Raw genomic sequence first — 20,954 nt, forward strand, 5'->3', positions numbered from 1 at the left:
CATCCTTTACAAAAGCACTGGAACCGACCCTCGATGCCGAAACCTGCCATTGCGCTCGACTTATTATTGCTGCCGACCTGGCTGGTACCCGTCGAACCCGCAGGCGTTGTGCTCAAGGAGCATGGCCTGGGCATCCGCGACGGTCGCATCGTGTTTATCGGCCCACGCGCCGAAGCGTTGAAGTGTAATGCCACGCAAGTGCGCGAATTGCCGGATGTTCTGCTCAGCCCCGGTCTGATCAACGCCCATGGCCACGCCGCAATGACGTTGTTCCGCGGCCTGGCCGATGATCTGCCGCTGATGACCTGGCTGGAAAACCACATTTGGCCGGCCGAAGCCAAATGGGTCGATGAAGACTTCGTCCGTGATGGCACCGACCTCGCAATCGCCGAGCAGATCAAGGGCGGCATCACCTGCTTTTCGGACATGTACTTCTTCCCGAAAGTTGCCAGCGAGCGCGTGCACAACAGCGGCATCCGCGCACAGATCGCCATTCCGATCCTCGACTTCCCGATTCCTGGCGCCAGCAACGCGGATGAGGCCATTCGTCAGGGCGTCGAGTTGTTCGGCGATCTGAAGCATCACGAACGGATCAAGATCACCTTCGGCCCTCATGCACCCTACACCGTCGGCGACGAGAACCTTGAGAAAATCCGCGTGATTGCCGAGGAGCTGGACGCGTCGATCCACATGCACGTCCACGAAACCGCCTTCGAAGTGCAGCAAGCGGTTGAACAGCACGGCGAACGGCCACTCGCCCGCCTCGGCCGTCTGGGCCTGCTCGGCCCGCGCTTCCAGGCCGTGCACATGACCCAGATCAGCGATGAAGACCTGGCGTTGCTGGTAGAAAGCAACACCAACATCATCCATTGCCCGGAATCGAACCTGAAACTCGCCAGCGGCTTCTGTCCCGTCGAGCGTCTGTGGCAAGCCGGGGTCAACGTTGCGGTCGGCACTGATGGCGCGGCCAGCAACAATGATCTCGATCTGCTCGGCGAGACCCGCACCGCTGCCTTGCTGGCCAAAGCCGTCGCCGGCTCGGCTACCGCGCTCGACGCCCATCGCGCCCTGCGCATGGCCACACTGAACGGTGCACGCGCCTTGGGGATCGAAAGCGAAACGGGCTCGCTGGAAATCGGCAAAGCCGCGGACATTGTCGCCTTCGACCTGTCTGGCCTGGCGCAGCAACCGGTGTACGACCCGGTTTCACAGCTTATATACGCCACCGGTCGCGATTGCGTGAAACACCTGTGGGTCGCCGGCAAACAATTGCTTGACGACCGGCGCCTGACCCGCATGGATGAAGAACAGCTTGGCGCTACTGCGCGAGCCTGGGGCCAGCGCATCAGTGGCCATACCGAATCGTAAATCTCCCGGCACACACGCCTGGGCTACAGCCTTTTTCAAGTTTTTCGAGGAATTGAACATGAGCAACGTCGACCACGCTGAAATCGCCAAATTCGAAGCCCTGGCCCATCGTTGGTGGGATCGCGAAAGCGAATTCAAACCGCTGCACGACATTAACCCGCTGCGGGTCAACTGGATTGACGAACGGGTCAATCTGGCCGGCAAGAAAGTCCTCGACGTTGGCTGCGGTGGCGGCATCTTGAGCGAAGCCATGGCGCAACGTGGTGCCACCGTGATGGGTATCGACATGGGCGAAGCGCCACTGGCAGTTGCGCAACTGCATCAGTTGGAATCCGGCGTCAGCGTCGAGTACCGCCAGATCACCGCCGAAGCCCTGGCCGAAGAGATGCCTGAGCAGTTCGACGTGGTGACCTGCCTGGAAATGCTTGAGCACGTACCGGACCCTTCTTCGGTCATCCGTGCCTGCTTCCGCATGGTCAAGCCGGGCGGCCAAGTGTTCTTCTCGACCATCAACCGCAACCCGAAGGCCTACCTGTTCGCCATCATCGGCGCCGAATACATCATGAAGCTGTTGCCGCGCGGCACCCACGACTTCAAGAAATTCATTCGTCCATCCGAGCTGGGCGCCTGGAGTCGCATGGCCGGCCTGACCGTCAAGGACATCATCGGCCTGACCTACAACCCGCTGACCAAGCACTACAAACTGGCCAGCGACGTTGACGTCAACTACATGATCCAGACCCTGCGCGAGGAGTAAGCCGATGGCCATCAGAGCAGTTCTTTTCGACATGGACGGCACCCTGCTCGACACCGCGCCGGATTTCATCGCCATCTGCCAGGCGATGCGCGCGGATCGTGGTTTGCCGCCGATCAACGACAAGCACATCCGCGACGAGATTTCCGGCGGTGCCAAAGCCATGGTCGCGGTGACGTTTTCGATGGATCCGGAATCGCCTGGGTTCGAGGAGTTGCGCCTGGAGTTCCTTGAGCGCTACCTCGTCGGCTGCGCGGTGCACAGCAAGCTGTTCGACGGCATGGAAGAACTGCTGGCCGACATTGAAAAAGCAAACCTGATCTGGGGCGTGGTCACCAATAAGCCATTGCGCTTCGCCGAGCCGATCATGCAACAGCTGGGGCTGGCCGAGCGCTCGGCATTGTTGATCTGCCCGGATCACGTGACGAAGAGCAAGCCGGATCCGGAGCCGTTGATCCTTGCGTGCAAGATGCTTGATCTGGATCCGTCGACGGTTCTGTTTGTGGGCGATGATCTGCGCGATATCGAGTCGGGGCGTGATGCCGGGACCAAAACGGCCGCAGTGACCTATGGCTACATTCACCCGGACGACAACCCGCGGCATTGGGGTGCGGATGTGGTGGTGGATCATCCGCTGGAGTTGCGCAAGGTGCTTGATAGCGCGCTTTGCAGCTGCTGAGACCTGACGCAGAGCGTCATTGGCTGCATTCCTTTGCTGCGCATGGGAACGATCTGACTGTTGATGAGGTGTTTATGTTTGATTACTCCGCTCGTCCCGAATTGCTCAAGGATCGGGTCATTCTGGTCACCGGCGCCGGTCGCGGTATCGGCGCGGCTGCCGCGAAAACCTACGCGGCTCACGGCGCGACAGTCCTGCTGCTGGGCAAGACAGAAGCCAATCTGACACAGGTCTACGACGAGATCGAAGCTGCGGGCCATCCGCAACCGGCAGTGATTCCCTTCAACCTCGAGACCGCCCTGCCCCATCAGTACGATGAGCTGGCAGCGATGATCGAGACCGAGTTCGGCCACCTCGACGGCCTGCTGCACAACGCCTCGATCATTGGCCCGCGCACGCCGATCGAACAGCTGTCGGGCGAAAACTTCATGCGCGTCATGCAGGTCAACGTCAATGCGATGTTCATGCTGACCAGCACGTTGTTGCCGCTGCTCAAGCTGTCGCAGGATGCTTCGGTGGTGTTCACCTCCAGCAGCGTCGGACGCAAGGGTCGCGCTTACTGGGGCGCTTACGGTGTGTCGAAGTTCGCCACCGAAGGCCTGATGCAGACCTTGGCCGACGAAGTCGAGGGCGTTGCACCGGTACGCTCCAACAGCATCAACCCGGGCGGTACTCGCACCAGCATGCGTGCGCAGGCTTATCCGGGGGAAAACCCGCTGAACAACCCGACGCCGGAGGAGATCATGCCGGTCTACCTCTACCTGATGGGTCCGGACAGCACCGGGATCAACGGCCAGGCATTCAACGCGCAGTAATGCCATACGTCGCATTTGTTGCCGTGGCGGATTCCCGTCGCGGCAGTCATTTAACGCAATTAGCCGTCACAATATAGTCAAATATCCAGCACCGCTCTCTCTCATTTACGTTCAACCCTTTGATTCATAACGGGTTAAATAAAAACGAACTGAATGGCACGACTTTCGCTCTAAATTTCCTCAAAGCATGCCGTGTGAAGGCAATGGGGCAAGGCCTGGTTCGATAGCTTACTAATCGTCATCAGGCAGACTAGACTTACGCCAAATGTCCTACGGGACTGATGGATCAGTACGACACGCAGCCCAAAGCCGCTCTCACCCAGCCTGTAAGACAGACTTACTGCTTAGGGGCTCACGCCATATGAAATCACCTTCCCAGACCAATGCAATTGACTTTGACAGTGCCAAATTGCAACGCCTGGGTTTCGGTCAGCAGCCGCCTCTTCTGGAGCGGCCCGCCAGTCTCGCGCAATTGCGCCAGCAACTGAGCCTGCAACTGCAAACCAGTCTTGAACCACAACGCATCCTCGGTCTGTTTTTCCGTGAAATTCAGCGTCTCGTGCCGCTGGATGCCTTGAGTTACGTGCACCAAGGCAGTGACCTGCGCCTGGAGTTCGGCGCTCGCGGCCATCATTCGGTCAGCTACACCTTGAGCCACGAAGGTGAGCATATGGGCGAACTGATGTTTCGCCGCAACCAACGTTTCAACGAGCAGGAACAGGGCAATCTAGAATCGCTGCTGTCGTCACTGCTGTATCCGATGCGCAACGCTCTGCTGTACCGCGCCGCCACCCAAAGCGCCCTGCGCGATCCACTGACCGGCGCCGGCAACCGCATCGCGATGGAGCAGACACTGCAACGCGAGATCGAGATGTCCCGCCGACACCTGCAGCCGTTGTCGGTGTTGATGCTGGACATCGACCACTTCAAACGGGTCAACGACAGTCATGGTCACAGCACTGGCGATGACGTGCTTAAAGCCGTGGCCGCGTCGATCAAGGGTCAGTTGCGCAACGTCGACATGGTGTTTCGCTATGGCGGGGAAGAGTTTCTGATCCTGCTGTCCAATACCAGCCGGGAAGCGGCGGCGATGGTTGGCGAGCGTCTGCGTTATGCGGCGCAGGCGGCGGAGTATTACGCCGATGGAAAGTTGATAGAGCTGACGGTCAGCCTGGGCTGCTCGACCCTGCTGCCAGGTGAGTCGGCAGAAAGCCTGTTGCGCCGCGCTGACAGCGCGCTGTACGTGGCCAAGCGCGAGGGGCGGAATCGATTGGCGATGGCGGGCTGAGTTTCAAAAATCAATGTGGGAGCAGGCTCGCTCCCACATTTTTTTGCGCAGTGTTGTCAGGTTCAGCTCTCGACCACAGTCCTGCGCTCACGGGTTACCAGCAAACGCTCGGAAGTCTCAAGCTGCATGCACCGCTCCAGGAACAGGTACATGTAGTCGTAGCTCTTGCAGATCGCTTGGCGCAACTCGGCCTGCAAGGCCTTGCTCGGGTTCATGCCCGCCAGGGTGCAGATGATTTCCAGCGCTTCCCACGGATGAGCATCGTCATACTGGGCATGCATTTTCAGCCATTTCATCGCACGCTTGCGGTCTTCTTCGGGGAACGCTGCGGCGTACACCCCGGTAGAACAGACGACCGCCGACCACTCCCCGGTCGCACCCTCGATGGCATAGTTGGTGGCGGCAATGGCCACAATCAGTGAGTCGGCGGAGCTGGTGTGCCAGCACCAATGACTCAAGGCATGCAACTCAGGCGGTACGTGCTGGGCCTGGAGATCTTCCAGACTCACACCGTGTGCGCGACTCCAGTGCACCCAGTAGTCGGCGTGATTGAGTTCAACGCGAATGTTGCGCATCAGCCAACGCCGCGCCATGTCTTCACCGGGGTGACGGGCGAATTTGGTTTTGGTCAGGTTCTGCGCCATGTACAACGCGAACTGCTCAACTACCGGCCAGCCCCCGATCAGGTACTGGCGCATGGTTTTGGCGCTGAGTTTGTTATCACGCATGCGCAGGTAAAGTTCATGTTCGACAACCCGGCGCTTGCTCTCGCTGCAATCCTCAATGAGCTGTTGTGCCCAGGCAGGATAACTTGCAGCTTCCATGAGTGGTCCGGTTCGGTTGAATGTGTCGATCACTGTTCGGCTCCTTTTGATTTGTGATTGTAAGGATCGGCGAGAGACTTCAACGGAACGTGCCAGGCGCTTTGAATAACAGCGGCTGCGGCCTGGCGGGCCGACTTTGCAAACTGTCGCAGGTAAACAATTGCGGGCGTTCGATAACGTAACCCTGAGCGTAATCCACACCAATTTCAAGCAGTGCCTGCTCGATCTGGGTTGTTTCAACAAACTCGGCAATTGTCTGCTTACCCATGACATGCCCGATGTGATTGATCACTTCGACCATTGCGCGGTTAATCGGATCGTCCAGCATATCCTTTACGAAACTCCCGTCGATCTTCAGGAAGTCTACAGGCAAATGTTTCAGATAAGCGAATGAAGACATTCCGGCACAAAAGTCATCTAACGAAAAATAACAACCTAAGCCTTTGAGTTCATTAATAAATCTAATTGCACTGCCCAAGTTTGAAATTGCACTGGTTTCAGTAATTTCAAAACAAATCATTTCAGGCGGTATCGAATAGTTAACAAACTGTTCGCGCAGAAAGTGCAAAAACGCGTCATCGCCTATAGTAATGCCTGACAGATTAATCGCACACATCGCTAATGGCCCTTCATGTTCTTGCGCAATACATTGAGCAATAACCTTGAATACGTTTTGCACTACCCAACGATCCAGTTGACTCATCAAGCCATAGCGTTCGGCGGCAGGAATAAAACTGTTCGGCAGAATCATCCGACCGGCTTCATCGTGCAGACGCAGCAGGATTTCAATGTGTCCTCTGTCGCCGCCACCCTGTTTCAACGGCGCGATTTCCTGGGCATAAAGGCAGAAGCGATTCTCTTCCAGCGCCATATGCAAACGTTGCACCCAGGCCATTTCACCAAAGCGCAGTGAGAGTTCGGAGTCGTCAGGGTGGTAAACCTGGACCCTGTTGCGGCCTTTTTCCTTGGCCATGTAGCAGGCCATATCGGCAGCACGCAGCGAGGCTTCAAGCGTCGTCGGGTTTTGTGCAACATGCACCAGACCTATACTCACCGTGGTCAGGAATGGCCGCCCTTTCCAGACAAAGTGCAGGTTCTGCACGGTCTGGCGCAGTGCCTCGGCGATCTTCTCCGCCGCTTCCGGCGCGCAGTTTTCCAGCAGAATGCCAAATTCGTCACCGCCAAGCCGCGCCAGCGTATCGCCTTCGCGCAGCCCCGATTGCAGCAAGGTGCAGATGTGCCGCAACAGCTCATCGCCCGCAGCATGGCCGCAGGTATCGTTGACCAGTTTGAACTGATCCAGATCCAGGAACATCAGCGCATGCCGCCCGGACTGGCGCGTGAGGTTGTGCAGCGCCTGCTCCAGGCGATATTCAAACTCACGACGATTCGCCAGCCCGGTCAGCGCATCATGGGTGGCCTGCCAGGAAAGATTGGCGATGTATTGCCGCTCCTGGGTCATGTCGTGCAGCACCAGCACCGTGCCACTGACCTTGCCGGCATTGCGGATCGGCGCTCCGACCAGCGTCACCGAAAGCGTGCTGCCATCCAGGCGCTGAATCAGCTTGGAGTGCTCGCTGCCGCCGCTGAGCTGGCCGCTGAGAATGTGCTCGATCAGGGTCAGGCCTTCGGCCTGGGCGTTGTCGTCGAGCAAATTGAACAGCGCCGCCAAGGGCAAACCGGCGGCCTGCTCGGCCTTCCAGTGGGTCATGGCTTCAGCGGCGGGGTTCATGTAGTCAATGGCGCCGGTCACGTCGGTGGTGATGACGCCATCACCAATTGATTGCAACGTCACATGCGCACGATCTTTTTCCATCTGCAACGCCTCGGCAAAGGCATGGCGCTGCTTGAGCAATTTGTGGGTACGCCACAAGGCCAGCACGATCAGCCCAAGCGCCGTGGCAAGGTTGGTGAACAGCAGCAGCCGCAGGATCATCCGCGAGCCTTCGCCCAGGGCATCGCTGAACGCTTTCGCGGCCGGGGTCACGCCATCGTTGATCGCAAAGATCCGCGCCTTCCAGCGCTGGATATCAGCCTCGGTAGCAGCATTGTCGACGATACGTTGATGCATCTCGCGCGCCACGTCATGAAGTTCGATCAGATAAGCATCACCGACCGTCCAGCGATCAATAGCGGTTTCCAGGTAACTGAAGTGACGGAAGTTGAGGTACAGCCAGATCACGCTGGAGACGTCGTCAGGATGGTTGCCGCCCTTGAGAATGCCGTCACGCGCCGATTGCAGATCCGGCGGCTGACGGTCCAGCGCCACGCGCAACTGATGACCGCCCTGGGGCACGGCAATCGCACTTTGGTATTTGAGAAAAATCGCCTCGTCACGACTGTCGGCGTACAGATTGAGGTAGTAAATGGCGTCTTTCTGGCCCTTGGACCAGAGACTTTCCCCCGCCACGTAACCGCGAACGGCCGAGAGCACGTAAAGACTCACCCCGCCCAACAACGCCTGAAACAACACGACGGCAATAAATGGCCAGACGATGCCCAACAACCGTGGCGTTCCGAGAGTCCGCTTTTGCTTCATGAGATCCCTTGCGCAAGCACTGCCAGATGAGCACCGGAAAATACCGCTCCTGACAGCTCAGCCTAGGCTAATTTTCGACATGTCCAAGGGACAGCTGTGCCGTCCTCGATGCCGATCATGCAACCTGGCTGTACGGGGAGGTAATCCGGGTGTTTTTATTCGAAGCAATTCAAGCACTAAGCACAGAAACGCGGACAAAACTCAAGGGCGCTGGATTTGTTGCAAGTGACCGTAGAGTTTGGCGTACAGCCCGCCGTCGGCAATCAACTGCTGATGATCGCCGTCTTCGGCCACTTGCCCGCCGTCGAACACCAAAACCCGATCCGCTTGCTTCACCGCCGACAAGCGGTGGGCGATGATCAGCGTGGTGCGACCATTGAGGAACCGCGCCATGGCCTGATGCAGGTTGTATTCGGTGGCGGCATCAAGGGCTGAGGTGGCTTCGTCAAGGATTACCACTTTCGGCTCGGCGAGGATCATCCGTGCAATCGCCAGACGCTGGCGCTGACCGCCGGACAAGCGCACGCCGGAACGCCCGACGATGCTGTCCAGGCCATCCGGCAAGGCGCGGATGGTGGGTTCGAGCTGAGAGATTTCCAGTGCCTGCCAGCAGGCTTCGTCACTGCGCGTGCGGCCCATGGTCAGGTTGGCGCGCACGGTATCGTTGAACAGCGCAGGGTGTTGCAATACCACCGCAACGTTTTCCCGAACGGTCTCCAGCCCGATTTCCTGCTGGGTCGAACCGCCGAAACGGATGGTGCCGGCCAGCGGCGTGTACAACCCAAGCAGCAATTGCACCAGGGTACTTTTGCCGCCGCCGCTGGCGCCGACAATCGCCACTTTCTCCCCCGGGGCGATGGACAGGTTGAGCTGATTCAGCACCAGTTCATCGCTGTAACCGAAGCTCAGGCCTTGCACCTGAATGCCCACGGTGTCGCGGCCCTTGAACGGATCAACACCACCCGGATATTGCGGCTCATCAGCCCGGGCCAGCAATTCATTGATCCGTGCCAGCGCGCCGCCGGCCGCGTAGTAGGCGTATTGCAGATTCAGCAGTTGCTCCACGGGACCGATCATGAACCACAGGTAACTGAATACCGCGAGCATCTGGCCGATCGACAGGTCAGAGAACAACACTGTGAGCATCGCCGCTGCGCGGAAAATATCGATGCCGAACTGGAACAGCAGCCCGCTGGCGCGATTGGAGGCGTCGGTTTTCCACTGCGAGTTGACCGCGTAGTTACGCACCTCTTGCGCTCGCAGGCCGAGCCGGCCAAGGAAGTAACCCTGACGGTTGCCCGCGCGCACTTCCTGGATGGAATCGAGGGTTTCGCTCAGCGCCTGAGTGAAGCGCGCCGTACTGTCGTTCTCCAGTCTCTTGAGGTGTTTGACCCGTTTGCCCAACTGCACCGTGGCGTAGATCACCAGCGGATTGAACAGCAGAATCAGCAGCGCCAGTTTCCAGTGCATCCACATCAGGATGCTCGCGGTGCCGACCAGCGTCAGCATCGCCACCAGAAAACGGCTTAGGGTTTCACCGACAAACTTGTCGAGGGTATCCAGATCGGTGACCAGGTGCGTGGTCACCGTGCCGCTGCCGAGACTCTCGTATTCGCCGAGGGAAATGCGTTTGAGCCGTTCGATCAGGCGCACGCGAATGCGATAGACGATGTCCTTGGCCAGCCGGGCGAACAGGCGCGACTGCAACACACCAAAGCACAACGCGCTGCAACGCAGAGTCAGGGTGAGCACCAGCATCAAGCCGATATAACCCGCTGCTTGCTGCCACATGCTCGGCAGTACATGGTTCATGATTTTCAGCGCGGCGTCGCCGTGACCGAGCAGGACTTCGTCCACCAGCAATGGCAGCAGCAACGGAATCGGCACGCTGCACAGCGTCGCCAGCACAGCCACGCCGTTGGCGATCCACAGGGATTTTTTGTGATGGAGTGCCAGTCGCCGGACTTCTGCCCAGCTCAGCCGGTCGACACGCTTTACGGCTGGCGTGTCATCGGCTCGGTCAGGCACAGGCTGCGCGCTCCAGCCAACGACCGAGCAGTGGCGACAATTCGCTGAGCGGTTGATAACCGTTGGTCAGCAACGCCAGTTGGCCGTTGCGTTCGGCGAGCAAGGTCGGGAAACCGGCGATGCCCAGATCCTGCACCCAACTGAAATCAGCCTGAGTCGCTTTGTGTTGATCGGCATGATCGAACAACGCGGCAAATTCGATACGCGGCACACCGGCCTGCTCTGCCAGTTCGACCAGCACGCTGGCCTGGGTGACATCGCGACCTTCAGCGTAAAACGCCTGCTGGATCAGTTCGACCAGTGTCCACGCGCAATCCGGCGCCAGGCTACGTGCCGTGACAATCGCCCGGCAAGCAGGCTCGGTGTCGTAGACAAAACCATCGGGCAGCGCGCCGTCGAACTTGAACGGCTGGCCAGTGGCCTCGGTGACGGCCTGCCAGTGTTCAAGAATGTAGCGTCGGGTGGTCGGCTCCAGCGCCGCACCGCTGCCCGTGCGCAATCCGCCAACGACAAGATGCAACTCGACCCCGGCTGCCTGCGCCTGTTCGACCAGTGCCTTGGCCACCGGAGCGAACCCCCAGCACCAGGAACACATCGGGTCCATTACATAGAGCAGGCGCGCAGACATGGTTAAGCCTCGGTGGATGCTTGCTTATAGTTGTAGCCGATCGGGTGCGGCTGGTTGCGGGCCTTGGCCAGTTCAATCTGCTTCTGCCGATCGATGGCGCTGCGGCGGGTTTTCTCGCTCAGGGTGTCCCAGCAGTGCGGGCAACTGACGCCGGCCACGTAATGCTCGGAGGCACGATCCTCAACGCTGACCGGTGTGCGGCAGGCATGACATTGATCGTAGTCGCCTTCGCTGAGGTCGTGTCGCACGGTCACACGGTTGTCGAACACAAAGCAGTCGCCCTGCCACTTGGTTTCTTGCTGCGGCACCTCTTCGAGGTACTTCAGAATGCCGCCCTTGAGGTGATAAACCTCTTCGAAACCCTCGCCCAGCATGTAGCTCGAGGCCTTCTCGCAGCGAATGCCGCCCGTGCAGAACATCGCGACCTTCTTGTGCACGGCCGGATCGAAGTGTTCTTTGATGTAGTCGGGGAATTCGCGAAAACTGGTGGTTTTCGGATCGATGGCGCCTTCGAAGGTGCCGATCGACACTTCGTAATCGTTGCGGGTATCGATCAACAGCACTTCAGGGTCGCTGATCAACGCGTTCCAGTCTTGCGGATCAACGTAGGTGCCGACCTTCTTGTTCGGGTCGACGCCTTCGACACCGAGGGTGACGATCTCTTTCTTGAGCTTGACCTTGGTGCGGTAGAACGGCTGCTCGTCGCAGTACGATTCCTTGTGATCGATGTCGATCATGCGCGGATCGTTCTTGAGCCAGGCGAGCAGGCCGTCGATGCCTTCGCGCGTGCCGGAAACCGTGCCGTTGATGCCTTCTTCGGCGATCAGCAGGGTGCCTTTGATGGCATTGTCGACCATCGCTTGCAGCAGTGGCTCGCGCAGGTTGACGTAATCTTCGAGGGTGACGAACTTATACAGTGCCGCCACGACAATCGGTTGTGTCATGGGTATTTCTCCAGGTGGCTACCCTCGCAAAGGGTGAACCGGATACGAAAAAAAACGCGCCGGGTGAGCGGCGCGTTGCGGATTCTAGCAAAAACATCACCCTCTGCGGCAGCCACCTGTAGGAGCTGCCGCAGGCTGCGATCTTTTGATCTTAATGTTTGCTACCGCCGGCACAGGTCGGCGACGCCGGGGCGGCGCCGATCTCTGCCCATTCCTGCGGGGTGTAGGTGTGCAGCGCCAACGCATGAAACTCGCCCATCAGCTCGCCGAGCGTGCCATAGACTTTCTGGTGGCGCTTGACCCGGTTCAGGCCGTCGAACTGCGCGCTGACCACCACAGCCTTGTAGTGGGTTTGCAACCCGCGACTGTGCATGTGGCTTTCATCCAGCACTTGCAGATGCTCAGGCTGAAGCAGGGCCAGCGTCGATTCGATGCGTTGTTGCATGGTCATCACGAACTCCGCTTATGGCTTTTTCTTGGCCGGAGCAGCGCCTTTCGGTGCCAGCTCGTTGGTCATGTCTTCGAGCAACTTGTTAACGACAGGAACGGCGCTTTCCAGCTTGGCCTGGGTCATCTGGGCCGATTGCTGGGTCAGCTGCGGCATTTTTTCCAGGACTTTCTTGCCCAGTGGCGACTTGTAGAAAGCGACCAGGTCTTTGAGCTCGGATTCGCTGAAGTTGCTGGTGTAGAGCTTGACCATGTCAGGCTTCAGCTTGTTCCAGCCAATGGCCTGATCCAGGGCGGCGTTGGCTTTGGCCTGGTAGGTTTCCAGCGTGGCTTTCTTGGATTCCGGGGCCTTGGTCTGTTCAAAACGCTGGGCGAACATTTGCTGCACTTGCATGTACACCGGAGTGCCCAGTTTGTCAGCGTGCGCCAGGGTCAGGAAAGCTTCGGCACTGGCGTTGTGGCTGGCGGTATCGGCAAGCACCTGGCCGCTGGCGCAAACCAGTGCAACCGCGGTACAGATGGCACGAAGACGAGTCATCGAGTTTCCTTTTCTAGCTAACGAGGTAAAACCCCAAGGGCGACCATTCTGCGCCTAAAAAACGCTATGGCTCAACCCCCGCGCCTTGCCGCGCTTGATTGGCGGGGTTTTACCGGTCAACAATCGGATTGATGGAACCACCTGGGCCGACGCCGGCCTAATCAGCGCAAACAGACCAACAGGAGTGTGCACGATGAGCCGTATCGAAACCGACAGCCTGGGCCAGATCGAAGTCCCGGACGACGCCTACTGGGGTGCTCAGACGCAACGCTCGCTGATCAACTTCGCCATTGGCCAGGAGCGCATGCCACTGCCGGTGCTGCACGCTCTGGCCCTGATCAAGAAAGCCGCCGCCCGGGTCAACGACCGTAATGGCGACCTGCCCGCCGACATCGCGCGCCTGATCGAACAAGCCGCCGACGAAGTGCTCGACGGCCAGCACGACGATCAGTTCCCGCTGGTGGTCTGGCAGACCGGCAGCGGCACCCAGAGCAACATGAACGTCAACGAAGTGATCGCCGGTCGCGCCAATGAACTGGCCGGCAACCCGCGCGGCGGCAAAATCCCGGTACACCCGAACGACCACGTCAACCGCTCGCAAAGCTCCAACGACTGCTTCCCCACCGCCATGAGCATCGCCACAGCGAAAGCTGTACAGGAACAACTGCTGCCAGCGATCGCCGAGCTGTCCGGCGGCTTGGCCGAACTTGCCGCGCGGCACATGAAGCTGGTGAAAACCGGCCGCACGCACATGATGGATGCGACGCCAATCACCTTCGGCCAGGAACTGTCCGGCTTCATCGCGCAACTGGATTACGCCGAACGAGCGATCCGCGCGGCGCTGCCGGCGGTCTGTGAACTGGCACAAGGCGGCACCGCCGTCGGCACCGGGCTGAACTCACCGCACGGTTTTGGCGAGGCCATTGCCGCAGAACTGGCGGCATTGTCCGGTTTGCCCTTCGTCACCGCACCGAACAAGTTCGCGGCGCTGGCCGGGCACGAGCCGCTGACCAGCCTGTCCGGCGCCTTGAAAACCCTCGCCGTGGCACTGATGAAAATCGCCAATGACCTGCGTCTGCTCGGTTCCGGTCCACGCGCAGGCTTCGCTGAAGTGAGGCTGCCAGCCAACGAACCGGGCAGTTCGATCATGCCCGGCAAGGTCAACCCTACCCAGTGCGAAGCGTTATCGATGCTCGCCTGCCAGGTGCTGGGCAACGACGTGACGATCGGCATTGCCGCGAGCCAGGGCCACTTGCAGTTGAACGTGTTCAAACCGGTGATCATCCACAATCTGCTGCAATCGATCCGCCTGCTCGGCGATGGCTGCAGCAACTTCCAGCAGCACTGCATTGCCGGGCTCGAACCGGATGCCGAAGTCATGGCCAAACATCTGGAACGTGGGCTGATGCTGGTGACGGCGTTGAATCCGCACATCGGTTACGACAAGTCGGCGGAAATCGCCAAGAAGGCTTACAGCGAAGGAAAGACTTTGCGTGAGGCGGCGCTTGAGTTGGGTTATCTGACCGATGAACAATTCGATGCGTGGGTGCGGCCGGAGAACATGATCGAGGCCGGGGCCAAGGGCTAACAGCAAAAAGATCGCAGCGTGCCGCAGCTCCTACAGGGAAACGCATTCCAAATGTAGGAGCTGCGGCACGCTGCGATCCTTTGATCTTCAAGCCATGCGCAGCCGCCGCGCCTTCAGCCCGGCGATCAACGAAGGCCCCAGCGCCACCAGCGCCGAGCCCAACACCACCAGTACCGCCCCGCCATAACCCAGGCCGTTGATCTGCTCGGCATGCACATAGTCCGGCCATATCCACGCCGCAATCGCCACTGCCCCGAACGTCACCAACGGCGTTATCGCCAACGTCGCACTGACCCGCGATGCCTCCCAATGCGCCAGCGCTTCGGCGAACGCGCCATAAGCGATCAGCGTATTCATGCAGCATGCCAGCAGCAGCCAGCCTTGCAGCGGACTCAATTGCAGCGCTTCGAGCGGATGCACCCAGGGCGTCAGCAACAGCGCGCAAAACAGGTAGATCACCATCATCACCTGCAGCGAATTCCACACCGTCAGCAATTGCTTCTGGCCCAGCGCATAGAAGGTCCAGACCGTCGACGCCAATAACACCAGCAACACCCCGGCGGTGTAATCCGACAGCGAAGTCAGCAACTCCGCGAGACGCTGATTGAAGAACAACACAAAACCGATCAGCAACACTGCCAGACCGACGCCCTGACCGATACTGAATCGCTCCTTGAACACGAACAGGCTGGCGATCAGCAACATGATCGGCCCCATCTGCACCACCAGTTGCGCAGTGCCGGGGCTGAGCAGATTGAGGCCCATCAGGTACAAAACGTAGTTACCGACCAGGCCAAGCACCGCCATCAGCACCAGCCATCCGCCCTTGGGGCCGAGCACTTTACGACTCGGCAGGCTTTTGGTCGCCGCCAGATAAATGAACAGGCAGCCGCCGGACACCAGCAAGCGAAACCAGGTCACGGTGACAGGGTCCATCACCAGCAGTACCTGTTTGAGTTTGATCGGCAGGATGCCCCACAAAAATGCGGTCAGCAGCGCCAGGCACAAGCCATATACCCAGCGCCCCGATGAAATGTGCATGCGAACCCCAACGGCTGCTGACAAGAGCCGTCATTCTAGGCGCAGTGCCGAACGCGACACAGAGACAGTTGGAGACACGCCGCGAATGAAACTGTGCAGGTCGCAGCATTAAATTGACGAGGCGCCGTTGATCGGCTGGGCAGGCAAGGTAAGTGCTTCAGGCATAAGCTCATTGGATCCACTCGCAATCAATGCACGTCAGGAGACCCGTCATGTTAGGCATGCGCGCCCAAGACCCTGCCCCCGCCACACAGTTTCGCAGCGACCGCGTATGCCGGGTGAATGGCGAATTGTTTTTCAGCACTCGGGAAAACACCCTGGAAGGGCCTTTCGACAGTCACGAGAGCGCCGAGCGGGGGATAAAAGCTTATATCGCGCGGATGCAGGTTATGGATTCCAACAGATAAACTGCGGTGCTTCCTTCGCGAGCAGGCTCGCTCCCACAGTTGAAATGCATTCCAAATGTGGGAGCGAGCCTGCTCGCGAAAGCGCTAGAACGAACAACAAACTCTTTGGAGCCTAGCGCACAGCCTCAAACAACCCCGTAGCACCCATCCCGCCGCCCACGCACATCGTGACGACGCCGTAACGCAGATTGCGCCGCTGCAACTCTCTCACCAGATGCCCGACCTGCCGCGACCCGGTCATGCCGAACGGGTGGCCAATGGAAATCGACCCGCCATTGACGTTGTATTTGTCATTGTCGATCTCCAGCCGATCCCGGGCGTACAGGCACTGCGAAGCAAAGGCCTCGTTCAGTTCCCACAAATCGATGTCCGCCACTTGCAGGCCCCTGGCCTTGAGCAGTTTCGGCACAGAGAACACCGGGCCGATGCCCATCTCGTCCGGCTCGCAACCGGCGACGGTGAAACCACGGAAAAACGCTTTCGGCTTGAGCCCCAGTTGCAGGGCCTTTTCCAGGCTCATGACCAAGGTCATCGATGCACCGTCGGACAGTTGCGACGAGTTGCCCGCCGTTACCGAACCGTCGTCAGCAAACACCGGCTTCAATCCGGCGAGGCTTTCGTAAGTGGTGTCCGGACGGTTGCAGTCGTCGCGCTCGACGATGCCATCGAGGATCTGCACTTCGCCGCTGTTCTTGTCCTCGACCCGGTACTTCACCGCCATCGGCACGATTTCATCATCAAACAACCCAGCCGCCTGCGCCTGCGCCGTGCGCAGCTGACTTTGCAGCGAATAGCGATCCTGGGCTTCGCGGCTGACGCCATAACGCCGTGCCACCACTTCAGCGGTCTGGCCCATCGTGTAGTAGATGCCCGGTGTCTGCTGCTTGAGCAACGGGTTGATCAAGTGATCGGTGTTGACGCTTTTCAGGGTCAGGCTGATCGACTCGACGCCGCCGGCGACGATGATGTCGCTGCAACCCGAAGCGATCTGGTTGGCGGCGATCGCAATCGCCTGCAAACCGGAAGAACAGAAACGGTTGAGGGTCATCCCGGCGACGCCGGTGCCCAATTGCGAGAGCACCGCGACGTTGCGGCCGATGTTGTAGCCCTGCGCGCCCTCGTTGGAACCGGCACCGACGATGCAATCCTCGACGCTGGCCGGGTCGATGTCGTTGCGCTCAAGCAGTGCATTGACGCAATGCGCTGCCATGTCATCGGGACGGGTCTGGTTGAACTTGCCGCGAAAGGACTTGGCCAGCCCGGTTCGTACGCTGTCGACGATCACCACTTCACGCATGGCATACCTCATTGTTGTTGTCGGTTGAGAGTGGCTCGAGCATAAGCCCACCAAATGACCGACCGCGACAATCATTCACCCCGCGTATGCGTGCCCATCGCTTCAGTCCTTGTGCTTTTTGGCCTTCTTGTCGGACTTCTCGAAAGCCTCTTCCAGCGCGAGGTTGATCGTGCGCAACACCTTGACCCGCGCCCAGCGTTTGTCGTTGGCCTCGACCAATGTCCACGGAGAAATCTCGGTGCTGGTGCGGTCGACCATGTCGCCCACGGCAGCACGGTAGGCGTCCCACTTGTCGCGGTTGCGCCAGTCGTCTTCGGTGATTTTGAAGCGCTTGAACGGAATTTCTTCGCGCGCCTGAAAGCGCTCCATCTGCGTGTCCTTGTCGATGGCCAGCCAGAACTTGACGACGATCACCCCGGCGTCAGCGATCTGCTCTTCATAATCATTGATTTCGCTGTAGGCGCGCAGCCAGTCGGCCGGGCTGCAAAAGCCTTCGATGCGTTCCACCAGCACCCGGCCATACCACGAGCGGTCGAACACGGTGAACTTGCCCCGCGCCGGCAGATGCCGCCAGAAGCGCCACAAATACGGCTGCGCCCGCTCCTCTTCGGTCGGCGCGGCAATCGGCACGATGCTGTACTGGCGTGGATCGAGCGCCGCCGCCACCCGGCGAATCGCCCCGCCCTTGCCCGCCGCATCATTGCCCTCAAACACGGCAACCAAGGCGTGGCGGCGCATGCGTTTGTCGCGCATCAACCCCGACAGTCGCGCCTGCTCGGTGATCAGTTGCTCTTCGTAGTCTTTCTTCTCCAGGCGCTGAGTCAGGTCGAGGCTGTCAAGCAGGTTCAACTGATCGACCGCCGTGCCCAACGGTGCGGCGTTGACTTCCTCGGTGTGCACATCCGGGCGCTTCAGGGCATTTTGCAGGCCCTCAAGGAGAATCTTGCCGACCGCCAGACTGCGGTAGTTGGCGTCCATGCCTTCAATGACGTGCCACGGTGCGTAGTCGCGACTGGTGCGGCGCAGCACGCGCTCGCCGTATTTGACGAACTTGTCGTAGGTTTGCGATTGCTGCCAGTCCAGCGGGCTGATGCGCCAGCTGTGCAGCGGGTCATCGGCGAGAGACTTGAGCCGCGCTTTCATCTGCTTCTTGGACAGGTGAAACCAGAACTTGAAGATCAGCGCGCCTTCATCGCAGAGCATTTTTTCCAAGCGTTCGGCGGCGTTGATCGCCTGATCCAGGCGCGGATCCTTGAATAAACCATGCACCCGCCCCTGCAGCATCTGGCTGTACCAGTTACCGAAGAAAACCCCCATACGCCCCTTGGCCGGCAGCATCCGCCAATAGCGCCACGCCGGTGGGTGCGCCAGCTCTTCATCAGTCTGCTGGTCGAAGGTGCGTACCTCAATCAGGCGCGGGTCCATCCACTCGTTGAGCAGCTTGACCGTCTCGCCCTTGCCCGCACCTTCGATGCCGTTGATCAAAATGATCACCGGGAAACGCTTTTGCTGCTGCAATTCGAACTGGGCTTCCAGCAACGCCTCACGCAGCGCCGGGACGGCGGCCTCGTAAGTGTCTTTGTCGATGGCGTGACCGATTTCAGCGGATTCAAACATTGGACGGCTCCTTCCAGGGTTCAGCAAGACTAGCGGATTGGGCACGGACGAGGCACAGAAATTCCCGCGGGTGGCGGATTGTCCTCGGGTCATCGCGAGCAAGCCTTGCCATGGATCAAGCAGCGCCTGCGCGATCGGCTAGAATGGCCGCCTTGTCGTTGCCGAGCCTGCCATGAAACCTGTAATGCCCCAAGCCCAACTCGACTGGGATGATCAGGGACGCCCGCGTTCGCGAGTGTTCGATGACGTGTATTTTTCCGACAAGTCGGGGCTGGATGAAACCCGTTATGTGTTCCTTGAACAGAACCGTTTGGCCGAGCGTTTTGCCGCGTTGCCGGAGAATGGGCGCCTGGTCATCGGTGAAACCGGGTTCGGCACCGGGCTGAATTTTCTCTGCGCCTGGCAACTGTTCGAGCAACACGCGGTGGCGGGTTCCAGGCTGCATTTTGTCAGTGTCGAAAAGTACCCGTTGAGCCCGGCCGACCTGCAACGCGCGTTGGCCTTGTGGCCAGAACTCAAACCGCTGGCCGATCAGTTGCTCAAGCATTACGTCGCCATTCATCAAGGCTTCCAACGCATCACGCTGGCCGACGGTCGGGTGACGTTGACGCTGCTGATCGGCGATGCCCTGGAACAATTGCCACAGCTGGATGCACAGATCGATGCGTGGTTCCTCGACGGTTTTGCCCCGGCAAAAAACCCGGACATGTGGACCGCCGAGCTGTTCGTCGAACTGGCCCGACTGGCGGCCCCCGGCTCGACCATCAGTACCTTCACCAGCACCGGTTGGGTGCGGCGCTTGCTTAACGCTGCCGGGTTCAAGATGAAACGCACGCCGGGCATCGGCCACAAGTGGGAAATCCTGCGTGGCGAGTTCCTCGGCTGGCCACCGGAAGTGCCACCACCAGCCCCCGAGAAACCCTGGTTCGCGCGCCCTGCCCCTCTGACCGGTGAGCGCCGGGCGCTGGTGATTGGCGCAGGTCTGGCGGGCTGCGCCACGGCGGCCAGCCTTGCAGCGCGCGGCTGGCAGGTGAGTTTGCTCGAACGCCACGACGCCGTGGCGCAAGAAGCCTCGGGCAACCCGCAAGGTGTGCTGTATCTGAAACTGTCGGCCCATGGCACCGCACTATCGCAACTGATTGTCAGCGGCTTCGGTTACACCCGCCGCCTGCTCGAAAGTCTGCAACGCGGTACCGACTGGGACGATTGCGGCGTGCTGCAACTGGCGTTCAATGCCAAGGAAGCCGAACGCCACGCTCAATTGGCAGAAGCCTTCCCGACAGACCTGTTGCAGTGGCTCGACCAGCCTCAAGCGCAGGCCCGCGCCGGTGTGGGTCTGGAGCATGGTGGTTTGTACTATCCCGAAGGGGGTTGGGTGCATCCACCCGCGCTGTGTCAGGCACAGGCCATGCAACCGAACATCGAATTGCTCAGCCATCGCGAAGTGCTGGAACTGCGCAAGGTGGATGATCAATGGCAAGCCTTCGACGGTGACCGTTTGCTCGCCAGCGCTCCCGTCGTGGTGCTGGCCGGTGCTGCCGAGATCAAACGTTTCGCGCAAAGCGCCGAGTTACCGCTCAAGCGTATTCGCGGACAGATCACACGCCTGGCGCAGACGGAACAAAGCCAGGCACTGGCCACAGTGGTGTGCGCTGAAGGCTACGTCGCACCCGCACGACTGGGTGAACACACCCTCGGCGCCAGCTTCGATTTCAACAGCGACGACCTGACCCCGACCACCGCCGAACACCTGGGCAATCTGGCGATGCTCGAAGAGATTTCCAGCGACCTCGTCTCACGCCTGATCATCAGTGAACAGGATGTTGAGAACCTACTGGGCCGCGCGGCTTTCCGCTGCACAAGCCCGGACTACCTGCCGATCGTCGGCCCCCTCGCCGACCGTGCCGCGTTCACTCACGCGTACGCGGCGCTGAGCAAGGATGCCCGACAAGTGCCGGACATCGCCTGCCCTTGGCTCGACGGTCTATACGTCAACAGCGGCCATGGCTCGCGCGGTCTGATCACCGCGCCACTGTCCGGCGAACTGCTCGCGGCCTGGTTGAACGATGAGCCGTTGCCACTACCAAGAAGCGTTGCCGAGGCCTGTCACCCCAACCGTTTCGCGTTACGTCAGCTGATACGCGGCAAGTAA

General features: G+C 59.7%; 18 protein-coding genes. 8 read left to right on the forward strand and 10 right to left on the reverse strand.

Annotated elements, in window-relative coordinates:
• Positions 1-33 precede the first annotated feature (33 nt).
• The 5 genes from ACIOVB_RS20970 (at position 34) to ACIOVB_RS20990 (ending at position 4,904) form a co-directional block, all read left to right on the forward strand.
• Positions 34-1,368, forward strand: coding sequence for a TRZ/ATZ family hydrolase (locus ACIOVB_RS20970; RefSeq protein WP_401271016.1), 1,335 nt, complete (start codon positions 34-36; stop codon positions 1,366-1,368).
• A 58-nt stretch (positions 1,369-1,426) separates the two neighbouring features.
• Positions 1,427-2,125: a bifunctional 2-polyprenyl-6-hydroxyphenol methylase/3-demethylubiquinol 3-O-methyltransferase UbiG gene (gene ubiG, locus ACIOVB_RS20975; protein ID WP_093435309.1), complete on the forward strand. Its 699-nt coding sequence runs from the start codon at positions 1,427-1,429 to the stop codon at positions 2,123-2,125.
• Positions 2,126-2,129: 4 nt separating this feature from the next.
• Positions 2,130-2,801, forward strand: a complete 672-nt coding sequence (gene mupP / locus ACIOVB_RS20980; RefSeq protein ID WP_401270985.1) for an N-acetylmuramic acid 6-phosphate phosphatase MupP — start codon at positions 2,130-2,132, stop codon at positions 2,799-2,801.
• 74 nt (positions 2,802-2,875) lie between these two features.
• Entirely contained in the window at positions 2,876-3,616 is a 741-nt protein-coding gene (locus tag ACIOVB_RS20985) for a YciK family oxidoreductase (RefSeq protein WP_126365301.1), read from the forward strand.
• 361 nt (positions 3,617-3,977) lie between these two features.
• Entirely contained in the window at positions 3,978-4,904 is a 927-nt protein-coding gene (locus ACIOVB_RS20990; RefSeq protein WP_401270988.1) for a GGDEF domain-containing protein, read from the forward strand.
• Between the two features lie 62 nt (positions 4,905-4,966).
• On the opposite strand, the gene ACIOVB_RS20995 is transcribed toward ACIOVB_RS20990, so the two are convergent.
• The 7 genes from ACIOVB_RS20995 to ACIOVB_RS21025 form a co-directional block, all read right to left on the reverse strand.
• The gene (locus ACIOVB_RS20995; protein ID WP_401270990.1) at positions 4,967-5,728 is read right to left on the reverse strand and encodes a TenA family transcriptional regulator; all 762 of its coding nucleotides are present in this window, start codon (positions 5,726-5,728) and stop codon (positions 4,967-4,969) included.
• Positions 5,729-5,807: 79 nt separating this feature from the next.
• On the reverse strand, positions 5,808-8,267 hold the full coding sequence (locus ACIOVB_RS21000) for an EAL domain-containing protein (RefSeq protein ID WP_401270992.1): 2,460 nt from the start codon (positions 8,265-8,267) through the stop codon (positions 5,808-5,810).
• A gap of 201 nt (positions 8,268-8,468) precedes the next feature.
• Positions 8,469-10,295, reverse strand: a complete 1,827-nt coding sequence (locus ACIOVB_RS21005; protein ID WP_401270994.1) for an ABC transporter ATP-binding protein — start codon at positions 10,293-10,295, stop codon at positions 8,469-8,471.
• Positions 10,288-10,890, reverse strand: a complete 603-nt coding sequence (locus ACIOVB_RS21010) for a DsbA family protein (protein ID WP_401271018.1) — start codon at positions 10,888-10,890, stop codon at positions 10,288-10,290. The genes ACIOVB_RS21005 and ACIOVB_RS21010 overlap by 8 nt, the downstream gene beginning before the upstream one ends.
• 35 nt (positions 10,891-10,925) lie before the next feature.
• Entirely contained in the window at positions 10,926-11,867 is a 942-nt protein-coding gene (locus tag ACIOVB_RS21015) for a rhodanese-related sulfurtransferase (RefSeq protein WP_401270996.1), read from the reverse strand.
• A gap of 151 nt (positions 11,868-12,018) precedes the next feature.
• Positions 12,019-12,318: a BolA family transcriptional regulator gene (locus ACIOVB_RS21020; RefSeq protein WP_064391455.1), complete on the reverse strand. Its 300-nt coding sequence runs from the start codon at positions 12,316-12,318 to the stop codon at positions 12,019-12,021.
• A 12-nt stretch (positions 12,319-12,330) separates the two neighbouring features.
• Entirely contained in the window at positions 12,331-12,852 is a 522-nt protein-coding gene (locus ACIOVB_RS21025) for a DUF2059 domain-containing protein (protein WP_095189242.1), read from the reverse strand.
• Positions 12,853-13,045: 193 nt separating this feature from the next.
• Here ACIOVB_RS21025 and ACIOVB_RS21030 point away from each other — a divergent pair, with 193 nt between their 5' ends.
• Positions 13,046-14,440: a class II fumarate hydratase gene (locus ACIOVB_RS21030; RefSeq protein WP_187677741.1), complete on the forward strand. Its 1,395-nt coding sequence runs from the start codon at positions 13,046-13,048 to the stop codon at positions 14,438-14,440.
• Positions 14,441-14,527: 87 nt separating this feature from the next.
• Here ACIOVB_RS21030 and ACIOVB_RS21035 read toward each other — a convergent pair whose 3' ends face one another.
• Entirely contained in the window at positions 14,528-15,481 is a 954-nt protein-coding gene (locus ACIOVB_RS21035) for a DMT family transporter (RefSeq protein WP_401270997.1), read from the reverse strand.
• A gap of 212 nt (positions 15,482-15,693) precedes the next feature.
• Between ACIOVB_RS21035 and ACIOVB_RS21040 the strand changes: the two genes are divergently transcribed.
• On the forward strand, positions 15,694-15,888 hold the full coding sequence (locus tag ACIOVB_RS21040) for a DUF6316 family protein (protein ID WP_401270999.1): 195 nt from the start codon (positions 15,694-15,696) through the stop codon (positions 15,886-15,888).
• Between the two features lie 112 nt (positions 15,889-16,000).
• On the opposite strand, the gene ACIOVB_RS21045 is transcribed toward ACIOVB_RS21040, so the two are convergent.
• Complete coding sequence (locus ACIOVB_RS21045) at positions 16,001-17,185, reverse strand: thiolase family protein (RefSeq protein ID WP_401271000.1); 1,185 nt, start codon at positions 17,183-17,185, stop codon at positions 16,001-16,003.
• Between the two features lie 102 nt (positions 17,186-17,287).
• Complete coding sequence (gene pap / locus ACIOVB_RS21050; RefSeq protein WP_401271002.1) at positions 17,288-18,802, reverse strand: polyphosphate:AMP phosphotransferase; 1,515 nt, start codon at positions 18,800-18,802, stop codon at positions 17,288-17,290.
• Positions 18,803-18,974: 172 nt separating this feature from the next.
• On the opposite strand from pap, the gene mnmC reads away from it, so the two are divergent.
• On the forward strand, positions 18,975-20,954 hold the full coding sequence (mnmC, locus tag ACIOVB_RS21055) for a bifunctional tRNA (5-methylaminomethyl-2-thiouridine)(34)-methyltransferase MnmD/FAD-dependent 5-carboxymethylaminomethyl-2-thiouridine(34) oxidoreductase MnmC (protein WP_401271004.1): 1,980 nt from the start codon (positions 18,975-18,977) through the stop codon (positions 20,952-20,954).

The sequence above is a fragment of the Pseudomonas sp. NPDC087639 genome (genome assembly GCF_044743385.1).
Lineage (GTDB): Bacteria > Pseudomonadota > Gammaproteobacteria > Pseudomonadales > Pseudomonadaceae > Aquipseudomonas.